At 46.0% G+C, this 17743-nt stretch carries 15 protein-coding genes and 1 pseudogene; all 16 read right to left on the bottom strand.

What is annotated here, in order from left to right; all coding sequences use genetic code 11:
- Positions 1-20: 20 nt before the first annotated feature.
- Entirely contained in the window at positions 21-1688 is a 1668-nt protein-coding gene (locus tag ACFPQ4_RS17530; RefSeq protein WP_378113177.1) for a GspE/PulE family protein, read from the bottom strand.
- 22 nt (positions 1689-1710) lie between these two features.
- Positions 1711-2388, bottom strand: a complete 678-nt coding sequence (locus ACFPQ4_RS17525) for a VanW family protein (protein ID WP_378113176.1) — start codon at positions 2386-2388, stop codon at positions 1711-1713.
- A 436-nt stretch (positions 2389-2824) separates the two neighbouring features.
- On the bottom strand, positions 2825-3055 hold the full coding sequence (locus tag ACFPQ4_RS17520) for a response regulator transcription factor (protein WP_378113175.1): 231 nt from the start codon (positions 3053-3055) through the stop codon (positions 2825-2827).
- Positions 3056-3198: 143 nt separating this feature from the next.
- Positions 3199-3921: an SDR family NAD(P)-dependent oxidoreductase gene (locus ACFPQ4_RS17515; protein ID WP_378113174.1), complete on the bottom strand. Its 723-nt coding sequence runs from the start codon at positions 3919-3921 to the stop codon at positions 3199-3201.
- A gap of 188 nt (positions 3922-4109) precedes the next feature.
- Positions 4110-5498, bottom strand: a complete 1389-nt coding sequence (locus tag ACFPQ4_RS17510; protein WP_378113173.1) for an MDR family MFS transporter — start codon at positions 5496-5498, stop codon at positions 4110-4112.
- Positions 5499-5746: 248 nt separating this feature from the next.
- A pseudogene (locus ACFPQ4_RS17505) lies at positions 5747-5833 on the bottom strand (helix-turn-helix domain-containing protein); the annotation flags it as partial.
- A 30-nt stretch (positions 5834-5863) separates the two neighbouring features.
- The gene (locus tag ACFPQ4_RS17500) at positions 5864-7435 is read right to left on the bottom strand and encodes a recombinase family protein (protein WP_378113172.1); all 1572 of its coding nucleotides are present in this window, start codon (positions 7433-7435) and stop codon (positions 5864-5866) included.
- Positions 7419-7727: a hypothetical protein gene (locus tag ACFPQ4_RS17495; RefSeq protein WP_378113171.1), complete on the bottom strand. Its 309-nt coding sequence runs from the start codon at positions 7725-7727 to the stop codon at positions 7419-7421. Before ACFPQ4_RS17495 ends, ACFPQ4_RS17500 begins: the two co-directional genes overlap by 17 nt.
- Before the next feature lie 340 nt (positions 7728-8067).
- Positions 8068-8292 carry a DUF4314 domain-containing protein gene (locus ACFPQ4_RS17490; protein WP_378113170.1) on the bottom strand — a complete coding sequence of 75 codons (225 nt, stop codon included), beginning with the start codon at positions 8290-8292 and terminating at the stop codon, positions 8068-8070.
- Positions 8279-8575, bottom strand: a complete 297-nt coding sequence (locus ACFPQ4_RS17485) for a hypothetical protein (RefSeq protein WP_378113169.1) — start codon at positions 8573-8575, stop codon at positions 8279-8281. Before ACFPQ4_RS17485 ends, ACFPQ4_RS17490 begins: the two co-directional genes overlap by 14 nt.
- Positions 8576-9125: 550 nt before the next feature.
- The gene (locus ACFPQ4_RS17480) at positions 9126-9839 is read right to left on the bottom strand and encodes a PaeR7I family type II restriction endonuclease (RefSeq protein WP_378113260.1); all 714 of its coding nucleotides are present in this window, start codon (positions 9837-9839) and stop codon (positions 9126-9128) included.
- 24 nt (positions 9840-9863) lie between these two features.
- Positions 9864-11615, bottom strand: a complete 1752-nt coding sequence (locus ACFPQ4_RS17475; protein WP_378113168.1) for an Eco57I restriction-modification methylase domain-containing protein — start codon at positions 11613-11615, stop codon at positions 9864-9866.
- Between the two features lie 810 nt (positions 11616-12425).
- Complete coding sequence (locus tag ACFPQ4_RS17470) at positions 12426-13604, bottom strand: competence protein CoiA family protein (protein WP_378113167.1); 1179 nt, start codon at positions 13602-13604, stop codon at positions 12426-12428.
- A gap of 55 nt (positions 13605-13659) precedes the next feature.
- Positions 13660-14577 carry an HNH endonuclease gene (locus ACFPQ4_RS17465; RefSeq protein WP_378113166.1) on the bottom strand — a complete coding sequence of 306 codons (918 nt, stop codon included), beginning with the start codon at positions 14575-14577 and terminating at the stop codon, positions 13660-13662.
- A complete protein-coding gene (locus ACFPQ4_RS17460) occupies positions 14574-15890 on the bottom strand; it encodes a PDDEXK family nuclease (protein WP_378113165.1) in 1317 nt (438 codons plus the stop codon). Before ACFPQ4_RS17460 ends, ACFPQ4_RS17465 begins: the two co-directional genes overlap by 4 nt.
- A 449-nt stretch (positions 15891-16339) precedes the next feature.
- Positions 16340-17440: a hypothetical protein gene (locus ACFPQ4_RS17455; protein ID WP_378113163.1), complete on the bottom strand. Its 1101-nt coding sequence runs from the start codon at positions 17438-17440 to the stop codon at positions 16340-16342.
- Positions 17441-17743 lie beyond the last annotated feature (303 nt).

Below are 17743 nucleotides of genomic sequence, written 5' to 3'. Positions count from 1 at the left end.
TCACCCTCTCACCGGTCGCTCTATTCATCCGATACCGCCTTGAGCACTTCCTCGACGGTTGTTAAGCCTTGCCGCGCTTTGGTTAATCCATCCGCCAAAATCGTCTGGAAGCCGCCCTCCTTCAAGTGCCGCTCCATCGCTTCGACGGGCTGATTCTGGATGATCATCCGGCGAAGCGCCTCGTCCACGACGAGCACCTCGTGAATGGCCAACCTTCCGGAGTAACCGGACTGGTTGCACGCGCCGCAGCCTTTCCCCTTCGTCAGCTTGAGGTTGTCGTTATCGCCCTGCGTTAGTCCGCTCAACTCGAACAAACGGTATTCGTCTTCTCTCGCCGGAACCTTCTGCGAGCAGACGGGGCATACTTTTCTGACGAGACGCTGCGCCATGACGCAAGCGAGGGACGGCGCGATCAAATAGCGGTCTATCCCCATGTCGCTCATTCGGTGCACGGCGCTAAGCGCGTTGTTCGTATGTATCGTGCTCAGCACGAGATGCCCGGTCAGCGAAGCGCGAACGACGATTTCCGCCGTCTCGACGTCACGCACCTCGCCGACCATGACGATGTTCGGGTCCTGCCGCAGGATCGACCGTAGTCCCTTCGAGAAGGTCAATCCGATTTGCGCATTGACGTGCACCTGCGAGACGCCTTCGAGGTTGTATTCCACCGGATCTTCGACGGTTACGATCTTGACGTCGGGTATGTTCAGCTCGCCTAGCGCGGAATAGAGCGTCGACGTCTTTCCGCTGCCCGTCGGTCCGCTGATTAAAATAAGCCCGTTAGGCTTGCGGATCATTCGGCGGAATTGCCGTTCGTTCATTTCGCTTAACTCGAGATCGATTATTTTTTTGATGCCCGCGGATTGGTCGAGTATCCGCAGCACGACGCTCTCCCCGTACACCGTAGGCAGCGTCGATACGCGAATATCGATAACTTTGCGCTCTACTTGGAGATGGATGCGTCCGTCCTGCGGCAACCGCCGCTCGGCGATGTTGATTTTGGACATGATTTTGAGCCTAGCGGTCAGAACGCTTTGCATCGCCTTCGGCAACACCTTCTCGATATGCAGGACGCCGTCTATCCGGAACCGGACGACGACCTGTTTCTCTTGCGGATCGATATGGATGTCGCTCGCCTGCTGCATGACGGCCGACTGGATGATCTGATGAACGAGCCGCACGACGGGAGCCGATTGCTCGTCCGGCTCCTCCTCCGGAGAGACGGCCGTGACGAGATCGATCTCGCCCAAAATTTCGTTCATCGTATCTTCGAGCCGGTACATCTTGCGAATCGTATTCTCGATTTCCGTTCGTCCGGCTATGACGGGCTGGATCATCGATCCCGTCAGCATCCGTACTTCCTCGAGCGCTTCGTAATTGAGGGGATCCGCCATCGCTACCCGGATTTTGCCGTTCACTCGTTGAATCGGTACAAGGCAATGCTTGCGGGCTATCGCTTCGGAAATCGACAGCAGTACGCTCCTGTCGATCGGCACCTCGTACAGCTTCACCGCGGGCAAGCCGAGTTGAACCGCCAACGTGTCGACCAGTTGACGCTCCGAGACCGCCCCCATGTCTACGAGCAATTCGCCCAATCGCTTCTTGGTCGTCTTCTGGTTACGCATCGCTTCCTCGACCTGGTGCGGGCTGACTTGGCCGCTCTTAACGAGCATTTCCCCGATTTTCATGATGATCGCTCCTCAGTTCCGGTTACTCCGTAGTTCCGACATCGACGATTCCGTCGCCCTGACCCGCTTGCGTCTCCGCATTGTCCGGGGATGCAGGTCCCTGAACGATGACGCTTGGCTGAGGCAAATAGAAATCGCGCGATACCGTTTTACCGCCTGTGCGGACTTCCACGAGCATGCCCGGCTCGCCCTCGCTTTGCGTCTTTACGCTGCCGACCGCCGCCGATGCGTCCTCGACCACCATTCGTTCGGGCGCGTAACTCGTTTGCCGGACGGTCGCTTGTTGAATGTCCCATTTGACGTCGCCTTCGGCTTCGAACCGTAGCGCTGGCTTGTCTCCCGCATACGAGATTTGCAAATTAACTGAATACTTAGTCGGATTGTATAGGGTGAGATCGTTGCCATCCGGCTGGGCGAACACGTCGAAGCCTGGTCGGACATAGTCCGGGAGCCACTCATGTAGCTGGCGCTCCCCGGTCGTCATGCCAAGCGTAACCGCCCCTTCGTAGAGCAACGACGCCATATAGCTGTAACTGTCTTCCTTGACCGCGTTACGGGCTGCCTTAGGCGCCTGCTTGAACGATTCATTCAAAGAGAAATAAGATTTCGGTCCGATCGTCAGTCCGTTCAACGCATCGAACACGGGTTTCTCGTTCGCGGAGACGGATGCGGTACCCGTTATAACGATTAACGGCTTCATTGCGGCACCCAATACATTTTGTATCTCTTTATTTGGTGAGTCATCCGCTTTTTGTTGTACGATAGCTTTTTCCTGACCGATTTCTTTCAGTTGAAACCACGGTTTATTCCAAGGCTCCCAAACGTATATGCCTCCTACAATGCCCGCCAATACGACAAAAACCCCGACAATGGCCGGAGCATTTCTTTTTTTCGGGCTTCTTCGCCTCTTCTGCATCCGGAAGCACTCCTTCAGATGATTTGCTACATTACGTATCACATGACTATTTAACCATATCCTAGTCCCACTTGTAAGTATGCTGCGGTATTAACCCCTAGGGATTACATCGAGTCTGTTCGACATAAACATTGAACGCAAAAAAAGCCCGCCTCGCGAAGCCTATGACGGTTAGTCATCGCTTCGCGAGCCGGGTGTTTTGATATCGCATATTGTGAAGTTATGCGCCGATAATTCTCAGAATCAACGACGCTTTGGAATTGACGTTCAGCTTCAAGTTAATTCTCGAGATGTGCACCTTGACCGTGTTCTGGCTAATGCCAAGCTTCAAGGCGATCTCGCGGTAATTGAAATCTTTCATCCAGTAACTCATAATCTCTCGTTCCCGACCTGTCAGATGATATTCTTCGCTAGCCTGCCGCAACACGTCTTCCAGTTTCAGTTGAATCAATGTGCATGCATCTCCTTTTATCATATCGTCTAACGACCTCATCTTCGCGAGAATGAGCGCCTCTATTGACGATTATAGGAGATCGTAAGCGAGAATGTTGTCGAACGGTCGTGTCGGAGCGAATTTTTTCTATGACTCTACTTCTACCAAGGTAACGGATCGCCTAACAAATCTACGAACATTGGCTTATCCGCTCGGAATCGCTCGGGAGAACGCGCGAGCGCGATCAAATGACCGGCCGCTTGATCCGGCGTGTACGTCGCTCCCGCGTCGAGCTTGCCTTGCATATACGACTGAACCCATCCCGGATGCACGGACAGCGCGAGGGCTCCGGTATCCCGGAGATGGTTGTGCAACAGCGCGGTCTGCATATTAAGCGCGGATTTGGACATCGCGTAGGCGAACCAGTTGTTCCGGTAACAGTCTCCGATGCTGCCTGCTTCCGACGAAATATTCATGATGAATTTGAGCGTCGACCGAAGGATAAGCGGCAGCAATGCGTTGTTCACGCGCAACGCTCCTAGCGCGTTCACGTTAAATACGCGCAACATCTCTTCGTAATCCAACTCGTCGTCTACCGTTCTCGAAATATCGCCAAGAATAGCCGCATTGTTGATCAACAAATCAATGCTGTCCGCGAAAGACGCGATCGATCGCGCCGCTTCCTTCACGCTTGAATCGCTTGAGACGTCCATCCGTACGGTCAGCAGCCTGTCGCCGTAACGCCCTTTTAATTCGGAGAGCGCATCGCTGTCGTCCGATCCGTATTTGCCGGCGGCAACCCGATAACCCTCCTCCAGCAGCCCCTTCGTCAGCGCCAATCCTAATCCGCGATCCGCGCCGGTTACGCAAGCGGTTTTCCCCACGACATAGCCCTCCTCGTTAGCCTCGTAAACATTCCGTTCTTATTGTGTGTCAACCGTTTGCGAATTGCAATTACAGGATCCTATCAAACTTACTTGCCATCGAAGAGCGCACAAAAAAAGCCCTCCCGCCCGCTTTCGATAAGGAAACGGCCGAGAAGGCTTTGATGTCTGGCGTACTATCGATTCTCTTAGGAAGCTTGTTGAGCCATGACCTGACGGTGACTCGGCAAGAACGCGAGCGTTAGCAGGTTAGCCGCGGCGATAACGCCGAATACGACAAAAATAACATGCATCGCATCGACGAGTTCAACAGGGGATCCGGTCGTCACGTAGTGGTTGAACATGGTGCCGAATATAGCGACGCCGACCGTCTGTCCGAGCGAGCGCAACAGCGAGTTCGTGGCAGTAGCCACGCCGCGCATTTGCCAGCCGACTGCCGATTGAACCATGACGGTGGAAGGCGTCGTGATGAAGCCCATTCCGAAGCCGAGCAGCACCAGTATACCGACCCAGTATCCGTATGGGGAGTCCAACTGCAGGTCCGCCATCCATGCGCATCCGATGATAACGACGAACGAGCCTAACATGACGCTCGTTTTGACGCCGATTTTGTACATCAGGCGACCGACTACCGTCGAGGCGATCGGCCAAGCGATCGACATCGGCATAACGGTGAGACCCGAGCTGGTCGCCGAATGTCCGAGCACCGACTGAATCCAGATCGGAGCGTAGATCATAACCCCGGAAACGATGCTGAAGGCGAGGAAGCCGCTCAAGTTAGACACGTTCATGACCCGGTTGTTAAACATGGCGAGCGGCATCATCGGCTCCGCCGTACGGGCCTCGATTAGGAAGAACAGCGCAAGGAATACGATCGCTACAGCGAACAGGCCGATAATGACGGGAGAATCCCATGCGTATTTCTCGCCGGCGCTTAACAGCGCATAGAGCAGCGCGGAGACCGCGATCGTAAAGGTTAGCGCGCCCCAGTAATCGATCTTTTTAGCTTTTTTCTCGAACGACTCTTTCAAAAATCCATTGACGAGCACCAAAGCGACGATCCCGAGCGGGATGTTCATGAAGAAGATCCACTGCCAAGTTACATGGTCGACGAAGTATCCGCCGACGAGCGGTCCGAGCAAGCCGGCGACCGACCATACAGATGCGAACAGTCCCATCATTTTGCCGCGCTTCTCGCCCGTGAACAAATCGCCGACGATCGTGAAGCAAACGGGATTAAGCGCGCCTGCACCGATACCTTGAATGGCGCGGAACCAGATAAGGGACACCATCGAACCCGCGAATCCGCAGAGCGCGGAGCCGAGGACGAACAAGATGATCCCGATCGCAAAAACGATTTTACGGCCGTACAGATCGGTAAGCTTGCCGAAGATCGGCGTCGTTACGCAGGTTGTCAGCGTATAAATCGCGAACACCCAGCTAATCAAGCTTCTTCCTTGCAGATCATCGACGATGTCCGGCAAAGCGGTGCTGACAACCGTTACGTCCAGAGCTCCGATGAACAAGGCGACCATGAGTCCGACGACGACGGGGACGATATTCGTTTGCTTCGTCATAGGAAAACCTCTTTCCGTGGATTATTGTATGTAGTTTTTATACTTGCTTGTTGAATAAGTGCAGACCCTATTATGTTTATCCCGGGCTTGTCTGTCAATACTTATCAACCGACCCGCAAGCCGAGGTATACAAATCAAAAAAGCCTTCCCCCGTCTCCCATCTGCTGGGCTACAACGAAGAAGGCTGGCGCTACATCGAAGAAGGCTCGTGCTACATCGAATAGCGGCAATAAACGTGCGTAGGCTCTCTAAATCTTCAGTTCCCCGAGCTTGATCAGCTCGACAACCGCTTGCGAACGACCTTTGACATTCAGCTTTTGCATCACATTTGTAATAGGTTTTCAAACACACAACAAAAAAATGGCTTAGATATAGGATTTTATATCGATTTGACCGTCCGCATGAACGTCTATACGCTGCACACAATCCATCAACAATGGGCGTAACTTCTCAGTATCATCGTAAGATGACATATCAGAAAGCTTTTTTATAGCCGCACGAACTTCCTTCTTAATACGCTCAGTATCAATAACTCGGCGTTCGTTAGCCGAAATCACGGACAATCTTTTTTCGGCTGCTTCGATCTCCTTCTCGTACTCCTCGCGTTCAAATTCGTATTGCGCTTGCTTCAGTTCACCCTGCATGTTCTGACGACGAATTTCAAAAAGCAATTTACGGTTATTAGCTATTTGTTTCTCTAACTTTTTCTTTTCTTTATCATTATCCCCGCTGATTGGTAAAGATGTATTGATATCGTTCGAATCAATTAATGTCAACCTAGCCTTAAGTCTTCTAAGAATCTCTCCAACAAGCTCATCACGCATTAAATAATACGGAATCCACTTACCATTTTTGCATCCAGCATCGCCTGACCTGCGCCGTTTCGAGCACAGCAAATATCGATATTCGTCAGTCCCATTTCGAGATTTGCTTTTCATCGTCACCATAGCTGCTCCACATTCGGCACAAAAAATCATCTTGGCAAACGCATTAACAAATTCGCGCCTACCACCACGTTCTCCACCGCCGCGCTTTAATCTCATTTCCTGAGCCGCGTCAAACAACTCCTGGGAGATGATCGCTTTATGAGTCTGATACTTAGTTTTTTTCCACTCGGATTTATGCTTTTGGACAAGTTTCCTTCTTCTGTCCAACATATTACTAAGGTCATTATAATGAACCTCGTTAGTGTGCCTACCGTATATGTTATACCCCGTATATACCTCGTTCTGTAAGATACGCTGGACGCTCGTTAACCCCCATACACCTCCTTTGTATGAAGGTATCGCCTCACCATTGAGATAGTTCACAACAGATTTTTCACCCATACCGTGATTTACGTAAAGGTCGAATATTTTTTGAACAATCTCAGCTTTATCGGGAATCACTTCAAGTGTTTTGCGCTTACCGCTTTTCATTCTTGGGTCATCGATAGTGACTTTCTTGTAACCAAAAGGAGGTATAGACCCAATATAGTTTCCCTTCTCAGCGGATTGTTCGATACCTCGCCGCGATGACCTACCGATGTCACCACTTGTGTTCTGATTAATAACAGCCTTAATCCCAAACAGCAACTCATCATCTTTTTTCTCAGAGTCATATCCATCCTCAATCGATACAACTCGAATTTTTAGCGCATTAACGAGAGTGCGCTTTAAAGTAATGGCATCAATTACATCACGACTGAAACGGGAAAGAGAGGCAAACCAGATTGAACTGATTTTGCCCCTCTTCGCATCGTCGATCATGCGCTGCACATCGTCACGTTCAACTATAGAAGTTGCCGTGTCTCTATCTTCGTAAAAATCATCATCCGTTAATATGATACCTTCGCCGGAAGCGGTCTTTTTGATGTATTCCATTTGGTGCTCAGGGCTATCTTTCTGTGAGTCGTGCATCGTAGATACCCGAACATACCCTTTATCCTTTCTCTCCATAACACATTACCCCTGTAATAGATTTGGACAAAACCTCGTCCAAATTATCACTCACTGCACCATGTTTTGCAAGTACTGTTTGTATTTCTCTCCTGGCAAGTTTAGTTATGATAGCATCACTGCGGTCTTCTGCTACGACAAAGTTAAGTATAAATGGCTTTTTCTTCTCGACGATCATGGTAGCATCACCCGTTGACATTCTATGCTCGAGGGCATTTCCAACTTTACTACTCGCCTTAACTTTCTTCTTTGCACTTTTTTCACTTTTTAGCTTTTCGATAACAGCAGACATAACAGTTACCCACCCAGTTAAAATTTAGGTTTAACCCCATGCCTGCATAAATAATCTCCGTCTAAATATCCTTAAATTGAACTCAACTCGAGAAGTTCTGAAAAATATCCCCATATGAAACGGACAATTCGGCTCTAAACATAAGACACTAAACCGTACTCCCTTAATAAGAAGAAAAAAGCATCCATCCTGTTCGGCAGACCGATAAGCAGTCATGCTTCACAGAATAGGTGCTATTTTGATTTTTGCTATGGGTTTTATAAAAATAACCTGACCTAATATCTGGTTTAATAAAAATGTCGGACTTGTTCTTAAAGTCTCAATGCTTTTATAAAACATATTAGCCGCGGATATGCTTGATGACGTCTGCGCCATAGACTACCGCAAGGGTCGAGCCGCTATCCCAATTTACAAAGATCGTTCCCGCATCATCAACAAAGTTTACTGTGCCTTGATCACCTGTCTTAAGTTTGGTATAGGGATCGGACATCGAAACCAACTCGACTCTTGATTCTTTCGGGTTCGCATCTCTAATCTGTTTGACCTGTTCACTATGCGGAAACATTAATGCATACCCCCTCGGATAGGAGTGCTTCCTGCAGATCGTGATACTCTCCAAGGCATTCCGCATTACCATCGAAGCTGCGGAAAAAAGTTAATTTATCTACGTGGTTGTTAATTCTGATTACCGAGAAGCCAGTCTCGGCATTCAGGTGTACATCATTGAATGATGCAGGGAAGTCGCTATCCTTCAACTGATGCTCCAGACCCGACTGCTTACAATCAGAGCAGGTCAAGGAGTGCTGCTCATACCGCTGATTGGAATGCTCACAATGCTCATTGCTCATATAAGTTGACCCCCTCAATATGGCGAAAGCTCGTAAACTACTGTCGCTTCCTCGACACTCGTCAGGTCGAACTCACTGTTAATGGCTCTGACCAATTCCTTTATCTGCGCTTGGCTATAACAGAGACGCTGAGCGCCCAAGATCGCATATCCCAGACATGCGTTATTACTCCACCGGTTCTCGGGTACCTGAACATGCGGAGCTAACATTTTAAGGCGACAATCGGCACACAGCACCCATCGTTCGGCTCCTTTAAGGAAATCGGTTACGTCATTGTTACTGCTACAGTTTTGGCAAATCATCGGCGCACCTCCATCGAATTAGATAATATAACCCTCCTACGTTGGTTGTGGATGATAATCCAATGGAGAGGATAGTGCAAGTGGTTTTAAGCGAGAAGTCGCTCAGGGCGATTTGAAGAAGCTTAAACCCATAGCACAAGATAGCACTGATTAGCACAGGATAGCAGGGCATACCTTAAGGTAGCATTCATCATTGATACAGACAGACAAAACAAAACGACACCTCTAGAGGTGTCGATAATTGTGTTCTATTGATGAGCTTGAACATGACCCACCATTGTTTTTATCAATAACTCGATAGTTAAATCGAGATTCGGCTGCCTATATTCCCCAATAATATCTGGATCAGCAATGATAAAGGCGCATTTGTCATATAGGTGCTCTTGAGCCATGTGCTTCATAAACAACTCGGCTCTTTCTTCATAATTTGCAGGTCGTCCTGTACGCTCAAACTTCGTAAAAGCTTCTAAAGGAGGGAATAATAAGCCTTTTCGCTCTGTATTACCGATGATCAGTTCAATATCTTCTGACATTACATAAATATACCCGAGGAAGGGACGAGTCACGCCAAAAGCATCGTTTTCGTAAGCCTTCCAAAGATCGGCACTGCTTCCGACTGCTTCTTCGACACGATTGTTAAGGTTTTTTCCAACAGATCCCTTCATCGACTTGAACTCTAACACGCAAAGCAATCGTCGAGAGCCATCTGGTCGATTCTGAATAACGATCATATCCCAATCTTTCGATAACCTATAGAAGCTTGGCAGCTTCGCTTTCTTGCCCATAATAATCTCTGTATCATCTACACCACAACGACGTAAAACACCCTGTAGCATTTCGGCAAAACCATCCATAGTCTTGCCGCCTCTTACTCCTTTATCACCTAGATGACGCAAGCCCCAAAACGTTTCTAGGGCAACCTTAGTCATATCCTTTATTTCATCATCTGTTGGCATCCACATATCCACAAACCCGCCTCATCTCACTTACTGGACGAGTTCTTGAATTGTTCGAAGCTCGTCAGCAGACAAATTGTAAAGACGTGACACAATTCGATCAATTGCATCATAATCTCCCAATTCATACATTCGCTTTAACTCTTCGCAATCCTCTTTTGTTATACCAGCAGGAAGCCGAATTTTACGCAGATATTGAGCTTGGTATCTCAAGTAATCTCCACGCATCTTAGTGGCATACGACCAGATGAAGAACTTTATTATCGAGCTTAACAGTAACGACTGTAATGCCTTGATATCCCAAGTCCCTGCAGTGATATAATACAAACTATGTTCAGGGTAGTAATTGCCCTCATCTAACACAATCAGATTTTTTAGCTTGATGTCTGGAATCAACAACTTCGGCTCTTTAAGTCGATCTGGAAAAATACGATCAATGGTCTTATACCATTTGTTCGGATTATTCTTTGCTGTGCTTCGTGACCGAAGCAGTTCTTCGTGGCGCATTAAATATGCCTTTAGCTTCGGAAACTTTTCCAAGTCGACAAGCGAACCATCATCATTATAGGGATTGATTACATAATGTCCGCTCCAAGAGATGAACCCCTGGGTGATATCATCTTTAATAACTGTCGGTAAAAGCACCTCTGGCTCGATATCAACTTTCTCAGGTTTTATGACATAAACTTCCGTAGCACCTGTAGCAACACCAATACCAATCGTAATGTTATGTGGTGGCTCCGAAATTAGTGGATGGTTTGCCTCAACCTTTTTGAGTAACTCTTGGGCAAGCTCTCCGTTTAGCACCCAAGGGTCGCTGCCGCGGAACCAGTCCATAATCGTGTGAGTTTCAATAAGATCATTTTCGATATCCTGACCCTTGATAAGATAATCTCTCGCCAATTGCAGATACTCTTCAGATACTTCATCCATTTTAAGTGTCCGAGCTACTCCCCTTGGTGCATTACCAAACGTAAATATACATGGGTAAGCGGAGACTTCATCAATAAATGGCTGTGAGTTATGGATATCAAGGTAGTGTATGACATGATATTGCTCACTGACTAATTTACGAATATCCTTACCATAACGATTCTTCGTGAATCGGTCAGTGCAAATGAAACAAAGATGTCCATCTTTATTTAGCATCTCTAGGCTGTGTTCAATGAAGGCAACATAGATATCTGCTCGATCAAACAATGTCTTATATGTTGATCTGTATTTTTTAGCAACCGTTTCTTCGATGTTTTCGATTCGAATGTACGGTGGGTTACCGACTATAAAGTCGAAGGGCTGCTCAACTGGTTGATTCCAGAATAGAAAGTCCGTCTGCACAAGCCACTTGTCGAGTAGACGTTTACTAAATCGAGCTGAAGCCCCTTTTTTAAGAAATACTTCGGTAAGTGCTTCAATCAAATACTCATGTTTTTCCTTATTCAATTCAATTGAGCGAATTGCCTTATGAAGTAAGTTATACAAGTTTTCTTCATCATTAAAGACGTTGTGTCCTAAATGATTAACTAAAGATTCTAAGAGCCGCTCAACTGCCGGAATAAGAAATGCTCCATGCCCCGTTGAAGGTTCAAGTAAGGACTTTTCAAATAATGGCGAATTAGCAGTATAGCCTACCAGATCAAGGATTAATTCTACAATTTCAGGCTTTGTATAGAAAGATCCCGACTTTTTCTTAACTATCTCATCAAGGACACTAACGGGAGCAAGTTGGTTAGATTCAATTATGTCTATTTGAGTAGGCTGTATGTCTACTTCTAAACTGTTCATTACACATTGCACCTTTCTTCGACAAAATCTAACTCCAATAATACCATACGACCGACAGCCTTAGTACTTTACCTTAATGTGGGGATAGGTGATGCGGATATTGAAAAATACCTTTCAAAGGCGAACCTCTGAAAGGTAAACTTTGTCTTTATTTCATCTTGCTTTTATTACCTCACTGAATTAACCCATTCGTGTTCCCCGACTCGGAAACGTCTCAGCTGCTGATCGACCTTCGTGACTATACCTCGAATTTCCTTAGACTCGAACGGATCAAATACCTCGATGGTCGCTTCTACCTCCTGACGGTAAGACTGAGCTACAATCGCCGCAATGACTTGGATTTCCACTTCGACTGAGGTCGGTTTCTCGCTGTGGTTTTACTCTTTATAGTCGTGGATGATCCGTCTCCTAAGCTTAGGCAAGATCATGCGTGACGATTCCCACATTCCACTGCCTTCAAGCTTATGTCCCAACGGTAACACCCCTAAGAAAAGAACATGCGTTCTTATATTAGTATAGTTGAAAAAGTTAGGAACTTCAATATTGAGCTGTCTACAGTGCTTCAGATGTATATAAGAAGCCTTCCAAGGGTTACTCGGAAGGAGGTTTTCGAGATTGGCTTGATTACTAGGTGACCATCTTCCACATCGAGATCAACTTCAGAGCCTCCAGAGCTACCTTCAAGGCAAGGGACTTTGGGATGCGAATGCCGAGGGAGTCACCTCACTTTTGGACTTGTTAATGCCCCTTAAATATTAATGTATATACAAGTTCTCAATGGGAGTCAAATCGGTGTTGGTGTCGAGCCTCCTACTCATCATCTTCATTGTTTTCTTGCTTTTCTAGGCGATTGCGAACAGTTAGAAAGAACTCCTTCATATGATCTTGCCATTCTTTTTCGTAAGTGATAGGGTCAATCAGGTTTAAAAACTTAAAGCCAACAACACCTTCTCTCCCATTTATACCCTTACCCATCAACATCTCTGTTGGATAGGCAACAGCTAATTTATGTAGTAATTCCTCAAGGACGTTCTTATCATTTAGAACCAAGTTTTCATGATCGGAGTCATCTACCGCGAATACCATTCGATGTTCTTTTACTCTTTTATATGCTGCTCCGTGCATTGTTTTTGTGTTCGTTATTGCGAGATCCTTAAAGGGACGAATTGTTAAGCTTTTCATTTGTTTTTGGGCTTCCTCAGGAACCCAATAACGGAGATTTCCATAAAGAATCTTCTCCGTTACCCAATCCCAAGCCTTAATCTTTAGATCTTTCTCTTGTTTTTTCTTATGATCAACTTCGATGTAATCCTTTAATTGAGAGTAGATTTCGTCATAAAAGTTAACGATACTATTGGTTACGAAATTGTTTTCCATTCTATTAAAATAGTGAGGTATATTAATTCGGAGCATATCAAAGTCAAATGAATTATCACTCCGTTCAACTGGAGAAAGCTCTAGGTACGGGACACCGTATTGATGAAGCCAATTAAGCTTTTCTTGCTCCATTTCGTGAGTCACGACAATTTCAAAAATGACCCCAAAGGATGAGTGCATCTTAACTGGCATATGCACATCAACAATATATGGTCCTATTGCTTTCTCGACGCAAGATCCATTAGACTTTCCGTAAAAATCTATCAAGGCAGCAAGAGATAAAGGATATTTACGCAACCCCAAGCTATCGAAAATTGGTGTAATTCTCGAGTCTTTAATCATCTCTGTAGGTACATTAAAAGTAATATCAATAGCATTTTTGATGCAATACAGAAGATAATGCTTAGCATTGTAATGTAGAATCGTTTCTTCACTTGCAGTGCAGTTGGTGCCTGGTGCATGTGAAAAATGATGTTGTCGTTCAGACCCCTTCCTCGCTATTACCTCTTCTCGGCAAAAAGGGCAAGTGTATATACTTGATTTGCTAAGTCTATCCTTTATATGCCTTACATACTTATTATCCTCAAGGGCAACTGCAAGTTTAATCGACATATGATCCCTTCTCTAAAAACAAAAATGACAGGCAAGAACAATGGCTTCGAATAGCTTAACTGAGCTTATCCTTGTGGTGCACGCGATGCCATTGCAGGTAAGGTAGATGCTTCTCGTCTACACTGATGACATCAGTGTCCCGAATGTTTAATAACATTCTCGTTAAGGTATCGACTGAAGGCGAAATGATGACCTCACCGGAATCGATGAATGAGATTAACCCCTTATCGAACAAGGAATCGTGATTGGGACAAAGCAGGAATCCGTTAAAGGGATCGATTCGCTCGTACGGCTGTTCTTCACACTTACTCCAAGGCTTGATATGGCTTCCAATCAGAAACCGTTGATCTGAAACGCTGCATAGGCGGCATTTATCACTTTGTTTTAACAGATCACGTTTGAATTTGCCCTGACCGATTCGGGCTCTAATCATTTGGTCCTTTTCGGTGGAGGATAACGGTAGGGAGTTTACCTCACTAGCCATGTCTTCCATTTCTTTTACCGTATCTTCTGGCAACGTGTTATTGCTGTAAGGAAACGTTTCCAACTGCGATTGCGGGATTAACTCATAAATGAAGTCTTTCTTCTTGGTCCGGTAAGTTACATCTTGCGATGTCGTAGCGAAAGCTCTCGGAATAAACGTAAAGTAGCAGTAATCAGTATCGAACCCCTCATAACCGAAGAATGTTCGAACCAGTAAGGTATGACTTACTTTAGATGGAAGCTCTTGTACAGCAGAGACGTTAGGTGCAGAAGTCGGTTTGTCTTTACCTTCATGATGCCAACGGACGGTAATCTTAATTGATTCGCCATTATCACCATGTACAAAATGGGTTTGCCCATCATCATCATCTTCGTCGGTCGTTATTGCACCATTATCCTTCAGCCATTGCTCTGCTCGTTCCTTACCTATTTTATGTAACCACGGATTTACAATAGGATCTTCTTTTGTTGGAATGATCTTATTAGTCATGTAGAGTTCTCCATCTCAACATTATTGTTTGTAAGAGCGCCTAGTTGTTCCTCTAAAAACCGCTCTAAATTGGAAAGCTCCAAATAAGGGACTATGATCAAAGGTATACCCCTGTCTATACAATAGTCCGTCTTAATCGAATCGTTCCTGCGCACTTCCTTATGTCCCGTTACTCCACCAAATGCTTTGACTATTTCGTAATGCTGCCTACCGTGATACTCGATAACACAGAGAAGTGAATCCCCCTTAAACACAGCAAAATCGAAAGGTAAGGGTTTCTTGTAGCGACAATCATCGAATCTGTACTGTCGGATGAATCGAAGCTGCTGCTGAGTTAAGAAGTTCGTTATGCGCTTCTCCCCTTTTGACTCCCTACAATAAGGACATCTATTACCATTTCTGAATTCATCTAATGTAGTCTTGAACTCAAAGCCGCAACTCACATGACGCATCATTAACTTGGTTTTTGAATTAACATACTCTCCGAGCACTTCGTAATTTGAACCTTCTTGCTCCTCAACATACTTCTTGAAGTCATCCGTTGTCCATTGAATATTACCTGCACACCTTGGACATCCATACCCCGCAAGGACATTATCAGGTGAAGCACTATATTCGTGCCCGCAGACAGTATGCCTTAGCTCAATCTTGATACGATTGTTCTTGTACTCTCCTAAAACAAGATACTCTTCACCGTATTTATCCCTGAGAGACTGTTTAAACTTTTCGGTGGTTTTTCTGAGATTACCATAGCAATGAGGGCATCGCTTACCACCAAGGAAGTCATTAGCTGTAATAAAGTACTCCTTGCCACATACCTGATGGCGAACAGGAAGTTTAAAACGAGCTGCTTTATACTCCGCAAGAAATACATACTCTTGACCCACAAGATCATGTACCTGTTGTTTAAATTGTTCATCAGACTTCTTGTGTGCTCCAAAGCATTGCGGACACCGAGTTCCATGCAAAAAGTGAGCGGGAGTGACCATGAAGTTATGACCACATTTGTTATGTTGCATCTCTATTTTAGTGCCGCTTGCAACATAATCTCCGATGACTCGATACTCATCGGCAACGAGCTTACGAACCTCATCTTCAAATTGATCCTGAGTCCTTCTCCTACTTTCAATGAAGCACCGTCTACATCGTGTGCCGTTGATAAACAAGTACGGTCTCATTGTTATTTCCGAACCACACTTGTTATGTCTAAGGGTGATCTTGGCATTAGCGTTTATATAAGTTCCAAGAACTGTGTACTCGTCTCCTACTAAATCAAAAACCTTAGACTTATAGAGTTCTGTGGTCATTTTCATCAAAGATCACCTGCATTAACAATCTCACTCTTAACACATTTTACCACAGAGTTTATTTTGTCGGTTGCCAAGTTAATAAGGATAGAGACGAAGAACCTCTCCAAGAAATATGGAGAGGTTCTTCGCTACGGAATACATACTGTTGGTCATTCAGTTGCCTTAATTATTGAATCGCTTGAATTAATCTTTGATTGTTGTTGGACTTCACCTTGTACTTAATATCTTTTCTCGCCGCGCTACTCTTTAAATAGAAAAATCTCAATAAGCTCCCCCTGCTGCGGTGAGAAACATAAAATCTGGCTATGGCGGTTCAGATACCGATTAATCCTCGATACAACAAAATAAGGTGTCGATTTTCTCGACACCTTAGCTCAGCAAATTATATAACTTTGAAAAACCGGAAGCTGCCAAGTGATAGCGACAACTTCGGAACCCTGCATAACGGTGAATTACGATATGTCTTCGGCTACTCCTACACTTTCTACTGATTCCGCTACTGCCTTCTCAGGCTTGACGCCATTTCGGAAAGCGGAGTTACCTTCAAGCCGACTTAACAGGATTTTTCGAGCTAACTTGTACTCTTCTCCGACCATCCCGAGCCGAATCAGGAACAAGCGGAAAGTGAACTTTTCATTGTCGGTATCCTTCGATTTAGACGATGCGTACTTCAACGTCTTTGCCGTCTGGTTCAGCAGAGCTACAAAATGCGTGTAGGCTTGAACCTTATCAGCGTCCAGCTCACCAGTGAAAAACTTGAAAGTGAGCTTCTTATTGTCGAAATCAAAGGTGATCCCTGGGCAGAGGTAGGCTACCTCTACGATCTTTTCCGTTACTTTCTCATTGGTGTCGAATATCAGCTCATGGATAGCGGCGATGAATGGCTCTTCGATAATGTTTCCGCTGTAGCCGAGAGCTTTGGCAATGAGTGCTTGGCGACTATAAATCAGATTCGCCAAATTCCGCAGGGTGGCTCCAGTGTGATCGTCCATATCAACCGTGACCTCAAGGTCGGTGAAAGGCAGTACGGACTGATCGGATGGAGCTGCCGGCTCTAACAACGGTTCAGGATCAGCGGGTGTGGCGTGTTCAGCAGAAGTGGTAGAAGCTGCAGACTCTTCCGAAGCGATAGGCTCGATATGAACGGCATCGTCTGGTGGAAAAGGAGCGTATGGAGCGTCAGTATCTTCAGGGCTTTCCTGAGGGATAGGGTGGTCGGGTGCTGTTGGAGATACAGGATCGTCCAAATTAACAGAATCGTTCGGGGCTTCCGACTCGGAAGGGTCAGCAGGAGCGTCAAAATCGGCTGTATCGACAGGATTGGAAGGGGCTGAGGGATTGGATATCCCCTCGACTAAAGTGCCGCTTATTAGGGCTTTAACCTCGACTTCTTTACCATTGGAATCGGTTAACTTTCCAGCCTGATCGACCACGTAGACACCGTTAGGAGTATCAAATTCGTAAGTGAAGCTAGGAGCTCCTAAGTACTTCGGCTTTACGTCTAAGTGTTTACTCAACGCTTTGACGAATTCTTTTCTGTCTTTTCTGTTCATAACTACCTCCAATTAGAATTGGCATTGTCAACGAATGGGCGGGAAGCGCCCTCATTGAGGTTGTTGTTGTTCATACCGTAGGTTGGGGTGGATTGCAAGTAAATGTTGAGCATTCAAAGGAGTTATAAATTAGCACCTCATAAGGGCAGAGAAAAAGCTGTCGAAGGAATCGACAGCTGAGGAAATATCCATAACAAAAGAAATAGCTGCCGATTTTCGCGGCAGCTAGGAATTTTACTGTTTCCGCTAACCTACCATGACCGAAATTAGCCGGTAAAAGATGTCCAAACATAGACCGATATA

The sequence above is a fragment of the Cohnella yongneupensis genome (genome assembly GCF_042655785.1).
Classification (GTDB): domain Bacteria; phylum Bacillota; class Bacilli; order Paenibacillales; family Paenibacillaceae; genus Cohnella; species Cohnella yongneupensis.
The sequence above is the reverse complement of the archived record's forward strand: the minus strand, read 5'-3'. Positions and strand labels throughout refer to the sequence as shown.

Excerpts from the sequence above, each read along its gene's own strand:
- ACFPQ4_RS17525 (WP_378113176.1), bottom strand. The coding sequence starts at position 2,388 with ATGAAGCCGTTAATCGTTATAACGGGTACCGCATCCGTCTCCGCGAAC.
- ACFPQ4_RS17490 (WP_378113170.1), bottom strand. The coding sequence starts at position 8,292 with ATGTTTCCGCATAGTGAACAGGTCAAACAGATTAGAGATGCGAACCCG.
- ACFPQ4_RS17475 (WP_378113168.1), bottom strand. The coding sequence starts at position 11,615 with ATGAACAGTTTAGAAGTAGACATACAGCCTACTCAAATAGACATAATT.
- ACFPQ4_RS17465 (WP_378113166.1), bottom strand. The coding sequence starts at position 14,577 with ATGACTAATAAGATCATTCCAACAAAAGAAGATCCTATTGTAAATCCG.
- ACFPQ4_RS17530 (WP_378113177.1), bottom strand. The coding sequence starts at position 1,688 with ATGAAAATCGGGGAAATGCTCGTTAAGAGCGGCCAAGTCAGCCCGCAC.
- ACFPQ4_RS17500 (WP_378113172.1), bottom strand. The coding sequence starts at position 7,435 with ATGGAGAGAAAGGATAAAGGGTATGTTCGGGTATCTACGATGCACGAC.
- ACFPQ4_RS17485 (WP_378113169.1), bottom strand. The coding sequence starts at position 8,575 with ATGAGCAATGAGCATTGTGAGCATTCCAATCAGCGGTATGAGCAGCAC.
- ACFPQ4_RS17495 (WP_378113171.1), bottom strand. The coding sequence starts at position 7,727 with ATGTCTGCTGTTATCGAAAAGCTAAAAAGTGAAAAAAGTGCAAAGAAG.
- ACFPQ4_RS17460 (WP_378113165.1), bottom strand. The coding sequence starts at position 15,890 with ATGAAAATGACCACAGAACTCTATAAGTCTAAGGTTTTTGATTTAGTA.
- ACFPQ4_RS17480 (WP_378113260.1), bottom strand. The coding sequence starts at position 9,839 with ATGTGGATGCCAACAGATGATGAAATAAAGGATATGACTAAGGTTGCC.
- ACFPQ4_RS17510 (WP_378113173.1), bottom strand. The coding sequence starts at position 5,498 with ATGACGAAGCAAACGAATATCGTCCCCGTCGTCGTCGGACTCATGGTC.
- ACFPQ4_RS17470 (WP_378113167.1), bottom strand. The coding sequence starts at position 13,604 with ATGTCGATTAAACTTGCAGTTGCCCTTGAGGATAATAAGTATGTAAGG.
- ACFPQ4_RS17455 (WP_378113163.1), bottom strand. The coding sequence starts at position 17,440 with ATGAACAGAAAAGACAGAAAAGAATTCGTCAAAGCGTTGAGTAAACAC.